The following is a 16,521-nucleotide window of genomic DNA, read 5'->3' on the forward strand; positions in this document are numbered from 1 at the left end:
TTTAGGAGGAATACAAAGATGAATATTAAAAAGGCAATTGATAGGGTACCCGGCGGATTGATGCTTGTGCCGCTTATTCTCGGCGCACTTTGCAAAACCTTCTTTCCCTGGGCCGGAAGTTATTTCGGTTCGTTCACCAACGGTCTGATTGCAGGCACCGTGCCGATCCTGGCCGTATGGTTCTTCTGCATGGGTACCTCCATCGATCTTCGCGCAACCGGCACGGTTCTGCGCAAGTCTGGTAACCTCGTCGTCGTCAAGACGCTCGTTGCCTGGGGTGCCACTTACATCGCGGCTCAGTTCCTGCCGCTCGAAGGCGTGCAGTCTGGCCTTTTCATGGGCTTCTCGGCTCTCGCTATCTGCGCCGCAATGGACATGACCAACGGTGGTCTTTACGCCGCGATCATGCAGCAATATGGCAGCAAGGAAGAATCGGGCGCCTTCGTTCTGATGTCGATCGAATCGGGCCCGCTGGTCTCGATGCTGATCCTCGGTGCAGCTGGTGTTGCAACCTTCGAACCGCACCTGTTCGTCGGCGCCGTCCTGCCCTTCCTGATCGGCTTCATCCTCGGCAACCTCGACAAGGACCTGCGCGCCTTCTTCAAGGGCGGCGTCACCACCCTGATCCCGTTCTTCGGCTTTGCTCTCGGTAACGGCATCGACCTGCATGTCATCGCCCAGACCGGTCTCGGCGGCATCCTGCTCGGCGTCATCGTCATCGTCGTCACCGGTATCCCGCTGATGCTCGCCGACAAAATCATTGGTGGCGGTAATGGTACTGCCGGTCTCGCTGCCTCGTCGGCTGCCGGTGCTGCTGTCGCCAACCCGATGATCATCGCCGAAATGGCTCCGCAGTTTAAGCCTGCCGCCGCCGCCGCCACCTCGCTGGTTGCTGCCGCTTGCTTGACCACTGCGATCCTGGTTCCGATCCTGACCGGCATCTACGCCAAGTACATGAAGAAGCGGGCTGGTGTTGTCGAAACTGTTCAGGCCGACGCTGCCGACGCAGGTGACACCCTGAAGACTGCCCACTAAGCTCTGAACGGGGCCGGCGCTTCGCCTCCGGCCCCAATCCGTTCATTCAAGGAATAACGTCATGTATCTCAGCAATCTCGCCACGCTCGACCGCGACGCTGCAACGCTGCCGGCAAATATCCAGAAAGGCCTGAAGTTCTTGGCCGAAACGGATATTGCCGCATTGCCCGCCGGACGTGTCGATATCGAAGGCGACACCATCTTCGCCCTGATCCAGGATTACGACACCGCCCCCAAGGCCGAGAAGCGTCCTGAATCCCACGCCCGCTACATCGACATCCAGTTCGTATTCAGTGGCCGCGAGATCATCGGTTATGCACCGCTTGCCGCAGACTACACGGTCGAAGAAGATCTTTTCGAGAGCAAGGACGTCAAGTTCTACTCCAAAGTCACCGACGAGACCGATCTTCTTCTCGGAGCTGGCGCATATGCCGTCTTCTATCCCACCGACATCCATCGTCCAGGCTGTGCCGCAGAGGCACAAGGCAAGGTGCGTAAGGTCGTCATCAAGCTTCTAGCCTGATAAGACCAGCACCGCAGACATTCTATCATACTTAGAGGAGTAATATCATGGACATCCGCTATTCGGCCAACCAGAAGGACTTCAAGCGCTATACGACCGAGGAAACGCGCGCCGAATTCCTGATCGAAAAGGTCTTCGCCGATGACGAGATCGTCGCCACCTATAGCCACGTCGACCGTATGGTCGTATTCGGCTGCAAGCCGGTCAACGAAGCCGTTCCGCTCGACAAGGGCATCGACTGCATGAAGAATTTCGGCACGAATTACGTGCTGGAGCGCCGCGAACTCGGCATCTTCAACCTTGGCGGCGAAGGTTCGGTCGAGGTCGATGGCGAGACCTACAATCTCGCTTTCAAGGATTGCCTCTACGTCACCAAGGGTCACAAGTCGGTTGTCTTCACGAGCAAGGACAAGGCCAATCCGGCCAAGTTCTACATGATCTCGGCTCCGGCCCATAAGGTCTGCAAGACGACCTTCCTGTCGATCGCAGATGCCCAGAAGAAGCCGGTTGGCGACAATTCGACGGCCAACAAGCGCGTCATCAACCAGTTCATCCACCCGGACGTTCTGGAAACCTGCCAGCTTTCGATGGGCCTGACCGAACTCGATCCGGGCAATGTCTGGAACACGATGCCGGCTCACACCCATGAGCGCCGCTCGGAAATCTACTACTACTTCAACATCGCCGAAAATCAGGCTGTCTTCCACATGATGGGTGAAGGCGAGGAGACCCGCCATATCCTCGTACAGAACGACCAGGCCGTCATTTCCCCGTCGTGGTCGATCCATGCCGGTTGCGGCACTGCCAACTACACGTTCATCTGGGCAATGTGCGGCGAAAACCTGACCTTCGACGACATGGACCACATCGCCATCAGCGACCTGCGCTAAGTCGGTCTAAAGCGGAGCGGCAATCATATGCCGCTCCGATTTCTTTCAATATAGGCAAGGATTTAAGATATTGAGTTACGCAGATAGCTTTTCGCTCAAGGGCAAGGTCGCGCTGGTTACCGGCGCTTCCTACGGTATCGGTTTTGCTCTGGCCAGCGCGCTCGCTGAAGCCGGCGCCACGATCGCCTTCAACGATATCAACGAAGAATTCCTGAAAAAGGGTGTTGAGGCCTATAAGGCTGCCGGCATCGACGCCAAGGGTTATATCTGCGACGTTACCGACGAGCCGGGCGTGCAGAAGATGATCGCCGATATCGAAAAGGATCTCGGCCCGGTCGATATTCTCGTCAACAATGCCGGCATCATCAAGCGCGTGCCGATGCATGAAATGGACGTCAAGGATTTCCGCCAGGTCATCGACATCGACCTGACCGCTCCCTTCATCCTCGCCAAGGCCGTTATTCCCGGCATGATCAAGCAGGGTGGTGGCAAGATCATCAACATTTGCTCGATGATGAGCGAGCTCGGCCGCGAAACCGTGTCCGCCTACGCTGCTGCCAAGGGCGGCCTGAAGATGCTGACCCGCAACATCGCTTCCGAATACGGCGCACTGAACATTCAGTGCAACGGCATCGGCCCGGGTTACATCGAAACGCCGCAGACCGCGCCGCTGCGCGAGCCCGGCCATCCGTTCAACTCCTTCATCCTGGCGAAAACCCCGGCAAACCGTTGGGGCACGACCGAAGACCTCAAGGGTCCGGCCGTCTTCCTTGCATCTGCCGCATCCGACTTCGTCAACGGTCACGTTCTTTATGTCGACGGCGGCATCCTCGCCTATATCGGCAAGCAGCCCTGATCCGTTCAGGCCTTTCAAGGCCTGACCATCAATCAACAAAACGCCGTCCGTGCTCGCACGGGCGGCGTTTCTGCATTCTGGCTGAGGCTCAGCGGCTCTTTCTGCTGCGCGTCATCAGAACGTTGCGGATCGAGAAGCTCGAATGGATGCGCAATACGCCCGGCAGGGCCGACAGAATCTCCTTGTGGATGCGCTCGAATTCGCCGGCATTGGCCACTTCGACGCGCAGAAAATAGTCCGACCCGCCGGTCATTAGAAAACATTCGCGGATTTCAGGATATTTGCGGACCGCGGCTTCAAAGCGGTTGAGATAGTCCTCAGTCTGCCGTTCGAGCGTGATGTTGATCAGCACGGCGATGCCGTTCTGGTCGTTGTCGACCAGCGCGGTATAACCGCGGATGACGCCCGCTTCTTCCAGCAACCGGATGCGGCGAAGACAGGCGGAGGGCGACAGGCCCACCTCTGCAGCGAGAGCCGCGTTGCTGGTGCGGGCATTGAGCCGCAACAGACGCAGGAGGTTGCGGTCGATGGCATCATGTATGGCCATGCAGATTCTTCCAAAATATCGCAGATTGTTTTTGTATTATCTCATTGGCGCAATCTTCTGCCATCAATTGACGGGAAGTTCCACGATTATTTCATTATGTTCTTCCAAAAAAGAGGGGCGTGAACGAGTGATAAGGTGGCTGTTCTCAACGGCACGCGAGATCGATGCCGTTTCCGTATCCCGAATGATCGACTTGCGCAGACGGGCGGGACGTTCTCCTATGAGATTCCGACCAGTCTCTGAGGTCGTTACGCACGCATTTGTCTTTAGAGCTTGAGCACGCAGAAATCGGGGAAGTCCATGAAAGTCATCGTTCTCGGAGCCGGCGTCGTCGGCGTAACATCCGCCTATCAGCTGGCCAAGGCCGGCCATGAGGTGACGGTCATCGACCGGCAGGAGGGGCCTGCACTGGAAACCAGTTTTGCCAATGCCGGCGAAGTCTCGTTCGGTTACTGCTCGCCATGGGCTGCCCCCGGCATTCCGCTGAAGGCGATGAAGTGGCTGTTCATGCACCATGCGCCGCTCATCCTGCGTCCCAAGCTCGATATCGCCATGCTGTCCTGGATGGCGCAGATGCTGCGCAACTGCACGTCCGAGCGTTATGCGATCAACAAGAGCCGCATGCTGCGGATCGCCGATTATGCGCGCATCTCGCTTGCCGAAGTGCGGGCCGAAACCGGCATTGCCTATGACGAGCGGATGCAGGGCACTTTGCAGCTGTTCCGCACCCAGCAGCAGCTGGATGCATCGGCCAAGGACGTCAAGGCGCTAGCTGCCGACGGCGTTCCTTATGAAGTACTCGATCCGGAAGGCTGTATCCGCGTCGAACCGGCGCTGAAACATGTGCGTCAGAAGATCGTCGGTGGCCTGCTTACGCCGAAGGACGAAACGGGCGACTGCTTCAAGTTCACCAATGCGCTGGCGCTTAAGGCAGCAGGCATGGGTGTCAAGTTCGTCTACGGCACCAATATCAAGGCGCTCGATGTCGAGGGCGGCGTGGCCCGCGGCGTCGTGACCGACCGCGAAACGTTGCGCGCCGATGCGGTCGTCGTGGCACTTGGCAGCTATTCTCCGATGCTGGTTAAGCAATTCGGCATCAAGTTGCCGGTCTATCCGGTCAAGGGGTATTCGCTGACGATCCCGATCACCGATGCCTCGCGGGCGCCTGAATCGACCGTGATGGACGAAACTTACAAGATCGCCATCACTCGGCTTGGCGACCGCATCCGCGTCGGCGGCATGGCGGAGATCTCCGGTTACACCAACGATCTGGGCCAGAAGCGCCGGGCGACGCTCGAATATTCCGTTACCGACCTTTTCCCGGGCGGCGACGTGTCCAAGGCGGATTTCTGGTCGGGCCTTCGGCCGATGACGCCGGATGGCACGCCGGTCATCGGCGCCACCAAGGTCAAGGGCCTGTTCCTCAATACCGGCCACGGGACGCTCGGCTGGACGATGAGCTGCGGTTCGGCGAAGGTGCTCAGCGCCATCGTCAGCGGGGTAAAGCCGGAGATCGACGCCACCGACCTTGCCGTCTCGCGCTACGCCTGAGACTTCTTTCGACACCCGCCGCGGCCTGCTCAATCCCGTCGCGGCGGGACTATGACTTCCCTATATCTCGACCCTCCTGACCCAATCGAATGCCTATGGGGCAGTCGCTACCTTGTTGTCAGGCATCGCATCCGGTGCCCGTTCCGCAGCCATGGCCGCGGAACTTCGATCGACAAGGAGTGACGCATGTATGGTCGTCTGGGCAGTATCCATCTTCTCCGCGTTACCGAGGCCGGTGCGCAGCGCCGCCGCCTGACGCAGGCTTATCCGCACACGCATCGCGCCGCCGATCGCACGGCTGCGGGCATGAGCCTTGCCATGTTCTTCCGCCTTGCCGCGGTGCTGGGTGTCGGTTTCGGCGCCATTGCCATGCTTGCGATGATGGTTGGTTGAGGAGCGCTGAGATGGGCAAGTTTGTTATGAAAGACCTGGAGCCTCCCGCGACCGGCATTCGCTTCACCGTCGGCCGCGATGTGCGCGGCCGCTGGATCGTTAATGATCTGGAAGGCAAGGTGGGTGGCCTGTTTACCGACCGTGCCTCGGCCGTGCATTTCGCCATGTTCGAGAGCGATCACCTCCCGGGCGCCGTCTGGTGCCTGCCGGACCATGTGACGCTGACTCTGGGCGAGGCGTTTGAGCCGCGCCGCCTGCATGCGGGCAGCAGCGTTGCGCGCCGGGCGTGAGGGAGGACGCCATGCTCGGCGCGTTTCACTATTGGCGGAGACATGTCTATCCCCGCGGCCGTCTACCGCAACCGGCGGGTTCCGGGCGGCTGCGGGCATCGGATACGATCGTTGGGATGATGATCGTGATGCTGGCTGTGGTCGGTGTAAGTTATGCGATCGAGATGCTGCTGTTTTAAGCGGCACTCGCTTCTCCCCACCTAGCGTCTCATCCGTCAAAAAGACCCCTCCCCACAAGGGGGAGGGCTTAACCTGGCCGCGCCGCAGTGCCCTGATTGAGGCAGGCGAGTGCGGCGAGTCTTCTCCCCCCTTGTGGGGGAGATGGCCGGCAGGCCAGAGAGGGTCTTTCTATGCGCAACAGCTTTGCCGGCTGCGCAGGCACCCACCCCCAAAAACTCCTATAAAATTCCTATATCTTTCCCCGCCATCCCGTCTCGAACCTCTATGCGCTTCGGCCGCATATTTGGGGTCGAGAGATCGAAAGACCTTCTCCCGCCAGAACAAGCGTCAGCGGTGCCGTCCAGCCGGATGGCGCCCATCTGCTTGTCCGGCTTCGATCAGATCAAAGGGACCCGCTTCGATGATGGACATCATTCTCCTTGGCACGGCAGTCGTCTTTTTCGGCCTCTGCTTCGCTTACACCCGCGCCTGCGACAGGCTTTGAGGGGACGGCACGATGATACTCGACTACGTGCTCGGCGGTGGCGTCACCGTCCTTCTCACCCTCTACCTCACCTATGCTCTCATCCGCCCCGAACGCTTCTGATCAAGCCTTCGGGAACTGAAAGTTTCCTCACATGACCCTCAACGGATGGTTACAGATCCTCGTTTTCTGCGGGATCCTGATCGTGCTCGTCAAACCGCTCGGCGCCTATATGGCCCGAGTGTTTTCCGGCGGGCGCACGCTTCTTTCGCCGGTCCTCGTTCCGATCGAACGGGGACTTTATGCGCTTGCCGGCACGAATGAACGGGAAGAGCAGCACTGGACGACCTATGCCTTTGCACTTTTGATGTTCAATCTTCTCGGCACAGTGGTCCTTTACGCATTGCTGCGCTTCCAGGACATACTGCCGATGAACCCGGCCGGCATGCCGGCTGTCGGGCCGGAACTGTCCTTCAACACCGCCGTCAGCTTCGTCGCCAATACCAACTGGCAGAGTTATGGCGGCGAAAGCACGATGTCCTATTTCAGCCAGATGGTGGGCCTGGCCGTGCAGAACTTCGTGTCTGCGGCAACCGGCATAGCGATTGCGATTGCCCTGATCCGCGCCTTTTCGCGCGCCTCGGGCAAAGCGATCGGCAATTTCTGGGTCGATATGACCCGCGCCACCCTTTATATTCTGCTGCCGGCCTGCATCGTGCTGACGCTTATCTACGTCTGGCTCGGCGTGCCGCAGACCTTAGGTCCTTATGTGGATGCAACGACGCTCGAGGGTGCCAAACAGACGATCGCGCTCGGCCCGGTCGCCTCGCAGCTTGCCATCAAGATGCTCGGTACCAATGGCGGCGGGTTCTTCAACGCCAATTCGGCGCATCCGTTCGAAAATCCCGACAATATCTCGAACATGATCCAGATGCTGTCGATCTTTGCGATCGGGGCTGCCTTTACCAACGTCTTCGGCCGGATGGTCGGCAACCAGCGTCAGGGCTGGGCGATCCTCGGTGCCATGGGCATCCTGTTCATTGCCGGCGTCGGTATCGTCTACTGGGCGGAAGCCGCGGCCAATCCGATCATGCATGCATTCGGCCTTCAGGGTGCCAATATGGAGGGCAAGGAAGTCCGCTTCGGTACCGTCATGTCCTCGCTGTTTGCGGTCATCACCACGGCTGCCTCCTGCGGCGCGGTCAATGCCATGCACGGCTCGTTCACGGCGCTCGGCGGTCTCATCCCGCTCATCAACATGCAGCTCGGCGAAGTCATTGTCGGCGGCGTCGGTGCGGGTTTTTACGGCATCATCCTGTTCATCATCATCGCCATTTTCGTGGCCGGCCTGATGGTCGGGCGCACGCCGGAATATCTCGGCAAGAAGATCGAGGCGAAGGAGATGAAAATGGCGGTTCTGGCGATCCTCTGCCTGCCGCTCGCCATGCTGGTGTTTACCGCAATCGCCAGCGTCCTGCCGTCGGCGGTGGCATCTGTCGGCACCGGTGGCCCGCACGGGTTTTCGGAAATCCTCTACGCCTACACGTCTGCCGCCGCCAATAACGGCTCGGCCTTTGGCGGGCTCACCGCCAACACGCCCTGGTACAACGTGACGCTCGGTCTCGGCATGCTGATGGGCCGTTTCCTGGTGATCATCCCGGCTCTGGCGATTGCCGGCTCGCTGGTCGCCAAGAAGACGGTTCCCGCCTCTGCCGGCACTTTCCCCACCGATGGCGGCCTGTTCGTTGGGCTTCTCGTCGGCACGATCCTGATCGTTGGCGGCCTGACTTTCATGCCGGCTTTGGCACTCGGCCCGGTCGTCGAGCACCTGATGATGATCGCCGGGCAAACCTTCTAAGAGACACACCCATGAGCCTTCGTCAGGCACTCCGCCGCCAGTCAACCCTTGCCTCGCAGATGCGGGGTGAGGGGAGGTCCCCGAAAGGATCTCGGAGATGGTGCGGCTCCAACGCAATTCTGGCGATGATGGCGGGTGTTCTCGCCATCGTCTGCGCCGTCGAAATCCTGCACGGCTGACCGGCGCTCCTGATGTTTCAGGAGCAGCACGGTCGCCTCATCCAAGCTGGAGCCTCTTCATGAGCCAGTCCAAATCCGCGAGTATCCTCGATAGTCGCATTCTCATTCCTGCCGTGGGCGGCGCTTTCATCAAGCTCAACCCGCGCACACTTGCCAAGAACCCGGTCATGTTCGTCGTGGCCACGGTTTCGGTCCTGACCACCGTCTTGTTCCTGCGCGACCTTGCCGTCGGTGGCGACAATCTCGGCTTTTCCTTCCAGATCAATCTCTGGCTCTGGTTTACCGTTCTATTTGCCAACTTTGCCGAAGCGGTAGCCGAAGGCCGCGGCAAGGCGCAGGCGGACAGTCTGCGCAAGGCGCGCACCGAAACCCAGGCCAAGCTTCTGACCAACGCCAATGGCCGGGACTACAGGATGGTTGCCGGGACCAGCCTCAAGGTCGGTGACATCGTGCTGGTCGAGGCGGGCGACATCATTCCGTCGGATGGCGAAGTGATCGAAGGTGTCGCCTCCGTCAACGAGGCGGCGATTACCGGCGAAAGCGCGCCTGTGATCCGCGAATCCGGCGGCGATCGTTCGGCGGTTACCGGCGGCACGCAGGTTCTGTCCGATGTCATCCGGGTGCGGATTGCCGCCGCTGCCGGTTCGACCTTCATCGACCGGATGATTTCGCTGGTCGAAGGCGCCGAGCGGCAGAAGACACCGAACGAGATCGCCCTCAACATCCTGCTTGCCGGGATGACGCTGATCTTCGTGCTGGCGACGGCGACGATCCCGGCCTTTGCGACCTATGCCGGCGGATCGATCTCGATCTTTGTGCTTGTCGCTCTGTTCGTGACGCTGATCCCGACGACGATCGGCGCGCTTCTGTCGGCCATCGGCATTGCCGGCATGGACCGGCTGGTGCGCTTCAACGTGCTGGCCATGTCCGGCCGTGCGGTTGAGGCTGCCGGCGACGTCGACACGCTGCTGCTCGACAAGACCGGCACGATCACGCTCGGCAACCGTCAGGCGACCGAGTTCCGCCCGGTCCGCGGCTTGTCCGAACAGGATCTGGCTGATGCGGCGCAGCTTGCCTCGCTTGCCGACGAGACGCCGGAAGGCCGGTCGATCGTCGTGCTGGCCAAGGAAAAATATGCGATCCGTGGTCGCGACATGGCAGGCCTCAAGGCGACATTCGTGCCGTTCACCGCCCAGACAAGGATGAGCGGCGTCGATCTCGACGGAAGCCAGATCCGCAAGGGCGCGGTGGAGGCGGTGCTCGCCTATGTCGGCGGCGGCTCGCTGCCGGTGTCGGGCAATGCGGCGATAGCCGCCAGCCCGCAATCGGAGACGGTGCGGGAGCTGCAGGCGATCGCGGCAGAAATCGCCAAGGCCGGCGGTACGCCGCTGGCCGTTGCCCGTGATGGCAGGCTGCTCGGCGTCATCCACCTCAAGGATATCGTCAAGGGTGGCATTCGCGAGCGTTTTGCGGAATTGCGCAAGATGGGCATCCGGACGGTGATGATCACCGGCGACAACCCGATGACGGCGGCGGCGATCGCTGCCGAAGCCGGCGTCGATGATTTTCTCGCCCAGGCGACGCCGGAGAACAAGCTGTCGCTGATCCGCGAAGAACAGGCCAAGGGCAAGCTGGTCGCCATGTGCGGCGACGGCACCAATGATGCTCCGGCGCTGGCGCAGGCGGATGTCGGCGTGGCGATGAATACCGGCACGGTCGCCGCCCGCGAGGCCGGCAACATGGTCGATCTCGATAGTGATCCGACGAAGCTCATCGAGATCGTCGAGATCGGCAAGCAGCTGTTGATGACCCGCGGGGCGCTGACGACGTTTTCCATCGCCAACGACATCGCCAAATATTTCGCGATCATCCCGGCGATGTTTCTGGCCTTCTATCCGCAGCTCGGCGTCTTGAACGTGATGGGGCTTGCGACACCGCAAAGCGCCATCCTGTCGGCGATCATCTTCAATGCGCTGATCATCATCGCGCTGATCCCGCTGTCGCTCAAGGGCGTCACCTACCGCGCCATCGGCGCCGGTGCGCTTCTGTCCCGCAATCTGCTGATCTACGGCCTCGGCGGCATCATCGTCCCGTTCATCGGCATCAAGGCGATCGACGTGGTGATCACCGCGCTCGGTCTGGCTTAAGGAGTATTTTCCATGTTGAAGCAGCTTCGTCCGGCAATCGTCATGATCGTTGCCACAACCGCCATTACCGGCCTGATCTATCCCTTCGCCATGACCGGCATCGCCCAGGCGGTGTTTCCCGCGCAGGCGAATGGCAGCCTGATCGAAAAAGACGGTCAGGTGATCGGCTCTTCTCTGATCGGCCAGGGATTTGCCGGCGAGCAATATTTCCATGGTCGCCCGTCGGCTGCAGGTGATGGCTATAACGCCGCATCGTCCTCCGGCTCCAATCTCGGCCCGACCAGCCAGAAACTGATCGACCGGGTGAAGACGGATTACGAGGCGGCCAAGGCGACAAACCCGAATGCCGAGGTTCCGATCGATCTGGTGACCGCATCCGGCAGCGGGCTCGATCCGCATATTTCGCCGGAAGCCGCTTTCTTCCAGGTTGCGCGTGTGGCCAAGGCGCGGGGCATGGACGAGGCCAAGGTCAAGGCGCTGGTCGATGCGCATGTCGAGGGCCGCAAACTCGGGTTCTTCGGAGAGCCGGTGGTCAACGTGCTGGCGTTGAACATGGCGCTGGATGGTTCTAAGACGTAACGAATGCAGGCGTTTGCCTCTCACCCGGCCTCCGCTCCACTCGGCCACCCTCTCCCCGCAGGCGGGGCGAGGGGGAACGGATGGCTCGCGGCTCGTCTCCTTCTCCCCGTCTGAACGGGGAGAAGGTGCCGGCAGGCGGATGAGGGGCGGAGCCACCCTGAGAGATAAACCTTCATGCCCGACGCCAGTCGCGAGAACGGCCGAGACACGGATAACAGGCCATCGCCGGACGCGCTGCTGCGGCAGGCGGAGCGGGAAGGTCGTGGGCGGCTGAAGATCTTTCTGGGGGCTGCCCCCGGCGTCGGCAAGACCTATGAGATGCTGATGTCCGGCCGGGCGCGACAGGCGGATGGCGTCGATGTGGTGATCGGCGTGGTCGAGACCCATGGGCGCCGGGAAACCGAGGCGCTGGTCGGCGGGTTCGAGATCATTGCGCGGAAAGAGATCGATTATCGCGGCCAGAGCCTTGAGGAAATGGATCTCGACGCGATCCTTGCCCGGCGGCCGGCGCTGGTTCTGGTCGACGAACTTGCCCATAGCAATGCCAGCGGCAGCCGGCATCCGAAACGCTACATGGATGTGCAGGAGCTTCTGGCGCAGGGGATCGACGTCTATTCGACGCTCAATATTCAGCATGTCGAAAGCCTCAACGATGTCGTGGCGCAGATCACCCGCATCCGGGTGCGCGAGACGGTGCCGGACTTGATTATAGACCGGGCCGACGATGTCGAGATCATCGACATCACGCCGGACGATCTGATCAAGCGGCTCAATGACGGCAAGGTCTATATGCCGAAGACGGCGCGGCGGGCGATCGAGAATTATTTTTCGCCCGGCAACCTGACGGCCTTGCGCGAGCTGGCGCTGCGGCGCACCGCGCAGCGGGTCGACGAGCAGCTGCTCAACCACATGCAGGCGAATGCGATTTCCGGCCCCTGGGCGGCCGGCGAGCGGTTGCTTGTCTGCCTCGATCATGGTCGCAATGGTGCAAGCCTGGTGCGTTATGCCAGACGGCAGGCGGATCGGCTGCGGGCGCCCTGGGCGGTGCTACATCTCGATACGCCGCGGGATGCGACGCTTTCGGAAGAGGACAAGGATCGTCTGGCGGCCAATATGCGGCTGGCGCAGCAGCTGGGCGCGGAGGCGGTGACGCTGCCGGGGTTGTCTCCGTCGCGCGAGATCATCGCTTATGCCAATGCCAACAACTTCACCCATATCGTCGTCGGGCGGCCGGGAATGCCGCGCTGGCGGCAGCTCTGGCAGGGGTCCGTCACGCATGATCTGATCCGTTATGCGGGCGGCATCAGCCTCCATGTGATTTCCGGCAATGCGAATGAGGGCGCGCCTGAGCGCGGCGTGAAGGTTGCCCAGGCGCCAAAACCCTTCCGGGTGAAACATTATCTGCAGAGTGCCGGTTTCGTGGCGCTGGCAATCGGCGCCGGCATCGCGCTCGACCGGACGCTCGACGTGCGCAATCTGGCACTGGTCTTTCTGATGTCGGTGCTGGCGTCGGCCGTCCGGGGCGGGCTGGGGCCGGGGCTTTTCGCCTCGCTGCTCGGGGCGATCTCGTTCAACTTCTTCTTCCTCGAACCGCGCTACACGTTCACCGTGCGCGATCCGGAAAGCGTGATCGCACTGTTCTTTTATCTCGGCGTTGCGATCGTCGCCTCCAATCTCACGGCTGCCGTACAGCGGCAGGCCGTCGCTGCACGGCAGAGGGCGAGGACGACCGAAGACCTTTATCTTTTCTCCAAGAAGCTTGCCGGCACCGGCACGCTGGATGACGTGCTCTGGGCAACGGCCTTCCAGATCGCCTCGATGCTGAAGGTGAGGGTGGTGATCCTGCTGCCTGAAGACGGATCTATCGCCGTTAAGGCGGGGTATCCGCCGGACGATACGCTGGTCGATGCCGATATCGCTGCAGCCAAATGGGCCTGGGAACATAATCGTCCAGCCGGACGCGCCGCCGATACTCTCCCGGGGGCCAAGCGATTGTATCTGCCTTTGCGCACCGGCCGTGAGGCGGTTGGCGTGATCGGTCTCGACAACGACCGGCAGGGGCCGCTTCTGACACCCGACCAGCAGAGGCTTTTCGAGGCGCTGGCGGATCAGGCTGCGCTGGCAATCGAGCGGGTACAGCTGGTATCCGACGTCGACAAGGCGAAGCTGGCGGCCGAGACTGACCGGCTGCGCACCGCGCTTCTCACCTCGATCAGCCACGATCTCAAAACGCCGCTTGCGGCGATCATGGGCTCCGCCGACATGCTGAAGGATCTGGGTCCGCAATTGCCGGAAGAGACGCGGGCAGAGCTGCTGACCACCGTCATCGACGAATCCGAACGGCTGAACCGCTTCATCGTCAACCTGCTCGACATGACACGCCTCGGCTCGGGGTCGATGCAGCCGAACTATGCATTCCATTTTGCCGGCGACATGGCGGGGACCGCGCTCAGCCGGGCGGCGAAGATCACCGCCGGGCACAGGATCGAGGTCGCTATTCCTGCCGATCTGCCGATGCTGAAGGTCGATCCGGTGCTGTTCGAGCAGGTCCTGTTCAACCTCATCGACAACGCCGCGAAATACGCGCCGGAGGGGACCGTGATCGGCATAAGCGGAAAGCGGGACGGGAATTTCGTGCTGCTTTCGGTGATGGACGAGGGGCCGGGCGTGCCGGTTCAGGATCTGGAGCGGATCTTCGACAGTTTCTACCGGGTGCGCAAACGCGACCGGGTCAGGGCCGGCACGGGTCTCGGGCTTGCCATCTGCCGCGGCTTCGTCGAAGCCATGGGCGGCACGATCCGGGCGGACAACCGGTCCGATAGATCGGGCGCTATCTTTACCATCCGCATGCCGGTACCGGTCGAAATGCCTATCGTGGGAGACGAGCAATGACCAATGGCGCGGTGCGCATCCTGATCGTCGATGACGAACCGCCGATCCGCAAACTGTTGCGCGTCGGGCTGGCCACACAGGACTACGCCATCAGCGAGGCGATGAATGCCAAGGTGGCGATGGAGCTGGTGAGCACCGACAAGCCGGACCTGATCATTCTCGATCTCGGCCTGCCCGACATGAGCGGCCACGATCTTTTGGCCAAGTGGCGCGGCGAGGGTGTGACCCTGCCGATCGTCATCCTGTCCAGCCGTACCGATGAGGCGGGTATCGTCAAGGCGCTGGAACTTGGCGCCGACGACTATGTGACGAAACCCTTCGGCATGAACGAGCTTGGCGCGCGCATCCGGGTGGCACTACGCCACCGGCTGCAGACCCAAGGCGAAAAGCCCGTGTTTCAAACGGGGGACCTGACAGTCGATCTGGTAAAACGGATTGTGAAGGTGGGTGGCAAAGACGTGAAACTGTCGCCCAAGGAATACGATATCCTTCGCATTCTCGTGCAGCATGCCGGCAAGGTCCTGACCCACCGTTTTCTGCTGGAACATGTCTGGGATGGGCTGACCGATGTTCAATATCTGCGGGTCTATGTGCGCCAGCTGCGGCAGAAAGTCGAGGCGGCACCCGATCAGCCAAAATACATACTGACCGAGACCGGCGTCGGTTACCGACTGGTCGAAGAGATCTGATTTTTCGAAATGCCGATGGAGCATGCATGCAATTAAGCGACTACCTCCTGCCCGAGAATGTCAGCCTGGATCTGGCTGCGGCCTCGAAAAGAGAACTCATCGTCAAGCTGGCTGATCTCGCCTCGAAGAAAACCGGCGTCGATGCCTCGATCGTGTCTGCTGCCCTGACGAGCCGAGAAACCCTCGGGTCTACCGGTGTCGGGCAGGGCGTAGCCATTCCCCACGCAATCATGGATGAGCTTACCGCACAGTCTGTGCCTGTTCGTGCGCCTGTCGAAGCCGATGGATTTCGAGGCTGTCGATGAGGTGCCGGTCGATCTGATCGTCCTGCTTCTTTCGCCACCGGCAGACCAGAAGCACGGGCTCAACCTTCTGTCATGCATCGCCCGCCGCCTCAGGGACGACGTCATTGCTGACGCTGTTCGGTCGGCTGCGACATCCGAAGAGGCCTATATTCTGCTGACGCGAGACTGATCGCTTCCTAGAGCCAGCCGACTTTCTTGAAACGGTAATAAAGCACGCCGCAAAGCGCGACGATGGCGCCAAGGACGACATAATAACCGTACTCGGTCTTCAGCTCCGGCATGTTTTCGAAATTCATGCCGTAGATGCCGGCCACCGCCGTCGGCACGGCGAGAATGGCCGCCCATGAGGCGAGCTGTCTTGTGATGACGCCCTGGCGCTGCTGTTCCAGAAGGTTAGAGGCCTCGAACACCGAGGTGATGACTTCGCGCAGGCCACCGACCATGCTTTCCACCCGGCGGACATGATCCAGCACATCGCGGAAAAAGGGTTTTGCCTTCTTGTCGAGGCAGGGGAGATCGAGATTGACGAGCTTGCCCGCCACTTCCGACATCGGTCCCAGAATGCGGCCGAACAGGATCAGCTGGCGTCTCAGCCGGAACAGGCGGCGGATCTGTTCGCGTTCGAGGAAATTGGCGAGCATTTTCTGCTCCATTTCCAGAACCCGGTCCTCGATCGTCTGGACGGTCGGCAGATAGCCGTCGACGATAAAGTCGATAATGCCGTGCAGCACGTAATCCGGTCCCTGGATCAGCAGTTGCGGCGAGGCTTCAAGCAAGGCCCTGACTTCCGCATGGCCGCGAGCCGAGCCGTGCCGCACGCTGATGATATGGTGCTGGCCGACGAAGATCGCGGTCTCGCCGTATTTGATCTTGTCGCCATCGAGATAGGCGGTCTTGGCAACCACGAAAAGTTGGTCGCCATAGGCCTCCACCTTGGGCACCTGATGGGCGTTGACCGCATCCTCGACCGCAAGTTCGTGCAGCCCGTAGGTTTTCGCCAGCTTCTCCAGTTCTTCCGCTGCCGGCTCATGCAGGCCGATCCAGACGAAATCATTGCCAGTCAGCGGCGGGCGCGGCTCGTCGATCGAGATTTCTCGCCCACGCTTGCCATTGCTGTAGATATAGGAGGCGACGATGGTCATCG

General features: G+C 60.9%; 19 protein-coding genes. 17 read left to right on the top strand and 2 right to left on the bottom strand.

The genetic code is table 11. The annotated features are described in order from the left end of the window. Positions 1 to 18 precede the first annotated feature (18 nt). From kdgT to FHP24_RS22330, 4 genes are all read left to right on the top strand, one after another. A complete protein-coding gene (gene kdgT, locus FHP24_RS22315; protein ID WP_139678445.1) occupies positions 19 to 1,035 on the top strand; it encodes a 2-keto-3-deoxygluconate transporter in 1,017 nt (338 codons plus the stop codon). Between the two features lie 61 nt (positions 1,036 to 1,096). After that, on the top strand, positions 1,097 to 1,558 hold the full coding sequence (locus FHP24_RS22320) for a YhcH/YjgK/YiaL family protein (RefSeq protein ID WP_139678446.1): 462 nt from the start codon (positions 1,097 to 1,099) through the stop codon (positions 1,556 to 1,558). Between the two features lie 47 nt (positions 1,559 to 1,605). After that, positions 1,606 to 2,448, top strand: a complete 843-nt coding sequence (gene kduI, locus FHP24_RS22325; RefSeq protein WP_139678447.1) for a 5-dehydro-4-deoxy-D-glucuronate isomerase — start codon at positions 1,606 to 1,608, stop codon at positions 2,446 to 2,448. Between the two features lie 70 nt (positions 2,449 to 2,518). Next, on the top strand, positions 2,519 to 3,304 hold the full coding sequence (locus tag FHP24_RS22330; RefSeq protein WP_210237863.1) for a gluconate 5-dehydrogenase: 786 nt from the start codon (positions 2,519 to 2,521) through the stop codon (positions 3,302 to 3,304). Positions 3,305 to 3,392: 88 nt separating this feature from the next. On the opposite strand, the gene FHP24_RS22335 is transcribed toward FHP24_RS22330, so the two are convergent. After that, the gene (locus tag FHP24_RS22335) at positions 3,393 to 3,851 is read right to left on the bottom strand and encodes an Lrp/AsnC family transcriptional regulator (RefSeq protein ID WP_139678449.1); all 459 of its coding nucleotides are present in this window, start codon (positions 3,849 to 3,851) and stop codon (positions 3,393 to 3,395) included. A 300-nt stretch (positions 3,852 to 4,151) separates the two neighbouring features. Here FHP24_RS22335 and FHP24_RS22340 point away from each other — a divergent pair, with 300 nt between their 5' ends. From FHP24_RS22340 to FHP24_RS29265, 13 genes are all read left to right on the top strand, one after another. Continuing rightward, the gene (locus tag FHP24_RS22340; RefSeq protein WP_139678450.1) at positions 4,152 to 5,402 is read left to right on the top strand and encodes a D-amino acid dehydrogenase; all 1,251 of its coding nucleotides are present in this window, start codon (positions 4,152 to 4,154) and stop codon (positions 5,400 to 5,402) included. Between the two features lie 186 nt (positions 5,403 to 5,588). Continuing rightward, positions 5,589 to 5,795, top strand: a complete 207-nt coding sequence (locus FHP24_RS22345; RefSeq protein WP_139678451.1) for a hypothetical protein — start codon at positions 5,589 to 5,591, stop codon at positions 5,793 to 5,795. A gap of 11 nt (positions 5,796 to 5,806) precedes the next feature. Beyond that, positions 5,807 to 6,085, top strand: a complete 279-nt coding sequence (locus tag FHP24_RS22350; protein WP_139678452.1) for a hypothetical protein — start codon at positions 5,807 to 5,809, stop codon at positions 6,083 to 6,085. Between the two features lie 11 nt (positions 6,086 to 6,096). Then, on the top strand, positions 6,097 to 6,264 hold the full coding sequence (locus tag FHP24_RS28810) for a hypothetical protein (RefSeq protein WP_180356090.1): 168 nt from the start codon (positions 6,097 to 6,099) through the stop codon (positions 6,262 to 6,264). A gap of 497 nt (positions 6,265 to 6,761) precedes the next feature. Next, entirely contained in the window at positions 6,762 to 6,851 is a 90-nt protein-coding gene (kdpF, locus tag FHP24_RS22360) for a K(+)-transporting ATPase subunit F (protein ID WP_112459002.1), read from the top strand. A 31-nt stretch (positions 6,852 to 6,882) separates the two neighbouring features. Further along, complete coding sequence (kdpA, locus tag FHP24_RS22365; protein ID WP_139678454.1) at positions 6,883 to 8,586, top strand: potassium-transporting ATPase subunit KdpA; 1,704 nt, start codon at positions 6,883 to 6,885, stop codon at positions 8,584 to 8,586. Between the two features lie 11 nt (positions 8,587 to 8,597). Then, complete coding sequence (locus FHP24_RS28815; protein WP_180356091.1) at positions 8,598 to 8,765, top strand: hypothetical protein; 168 nt, start codon at positions 8,598 to 8,600, stop codon at positions 8,763 to 8,765. Positions 8,766 to 8,824: 59 nt separating this feature from the next. Then, the gene (gene kdpB / locus FHP24_RS22370) at positions 8,825 to 10,912 is read left to right on the top strand and encodes a potassium-transporting ATPase subunit KdpB (protein ID WP_139678455.1); all 2,088 of its coding nucleotides are present in this window, start codon (positions 8,825 to 8,827) and stop codon (positions 10,910 to 10,912) included. Positions 10,913 to 10,924: 12 nt separating this feature from the next. Continuing rightward, entirely contained in the window at positions 10,925 to 11,491 is a 567-nt protein-coding gene (gene kdpC / locus FHP24_RS22375) for a potassium-transporting ATPase subunit KdpC (protein ID WP_139678456.1), read from the top strand. A gap of 174 nt (positions 11,492 to 11,665) precedes the next feature. After that, entirely contained in the window at positions 11,666 to 14,383 is a 2,718-nt protein-coding gene (locus FHP24_RS22380; RefSeq protein WP_139678457.1) for a sensor histidine kinase, read from the top strand. Then, positions 14,380 to 15,072 (top strand): response regulator, encoded by a 693-nt coding sequence (locus FHP24_RS22385; RefSeq protein WP_139678458.1) that lies wholly within the window; start codon positions 14,380 to 14,382, stop codon positions 15,070 to 15,072. Before FHP24_RS22380 ends, FHP24_RS22385 begins: the two co-directional genes overlap by 4 nt. A gap of 26 nt (positions 15,073 to 15,098) precedes the next feature. Next, positions 15,099 to 15,377, top strand: a complete 279-nt coding sequence (locus FHP24_RS29260; protein ID WP_139678459.1) for a PTS sugar transporter subunit IIA — start codon at positions 15,099 to 15,101, stop codon at positions 15,375 to 15,377. Beyond that, positions 15,355 to 15,546, top strand: coding sequence for a PTS sugar transporter subunit IIA (locus FHP24_RS29265; protein ID WP_180356092.1), 192 nt, complete (start codon positions 15,355 to 15,357; stop codon positions 15,544 to 15,546). Before FHP24_RS29260 ends, FHP24_RS29265 begins: the two co-directional genes overlap by 23 nt. A gap of 7 nt (positions 15,547 to 15,553) precedes the next feature. On the opposite strand, the gene FHP24_RS22400 is transcribed toward FHP24_RS29265, so the two are convergent. After that, positions 15,554 to 16,519 (bottom strand): magnesium and cobalt transport protein CorA, encoded by a 966-nt coding sequence (locus FHP24_RS22400; RefSeq protein ID WP_139678461.1) that lies wholly within the window; start codon positions 16,517 to 16,519, stop codon positions 15,554 to 15,556. Positions 16,520 to 16,521: the final 2 nt, after the last annotated feature.

The sequence above is a fragment of the Aliirhizobium smilacinae genome, from assembly GCF_006335145.1.
Classification (GTDB): domain Bacteria; phylum Pseudomonadota; class Alphaproteobacteria; order Rhizobiales; family Rhizobiaceae; genus Neorhizobium; species Neorhizobium smilacinae.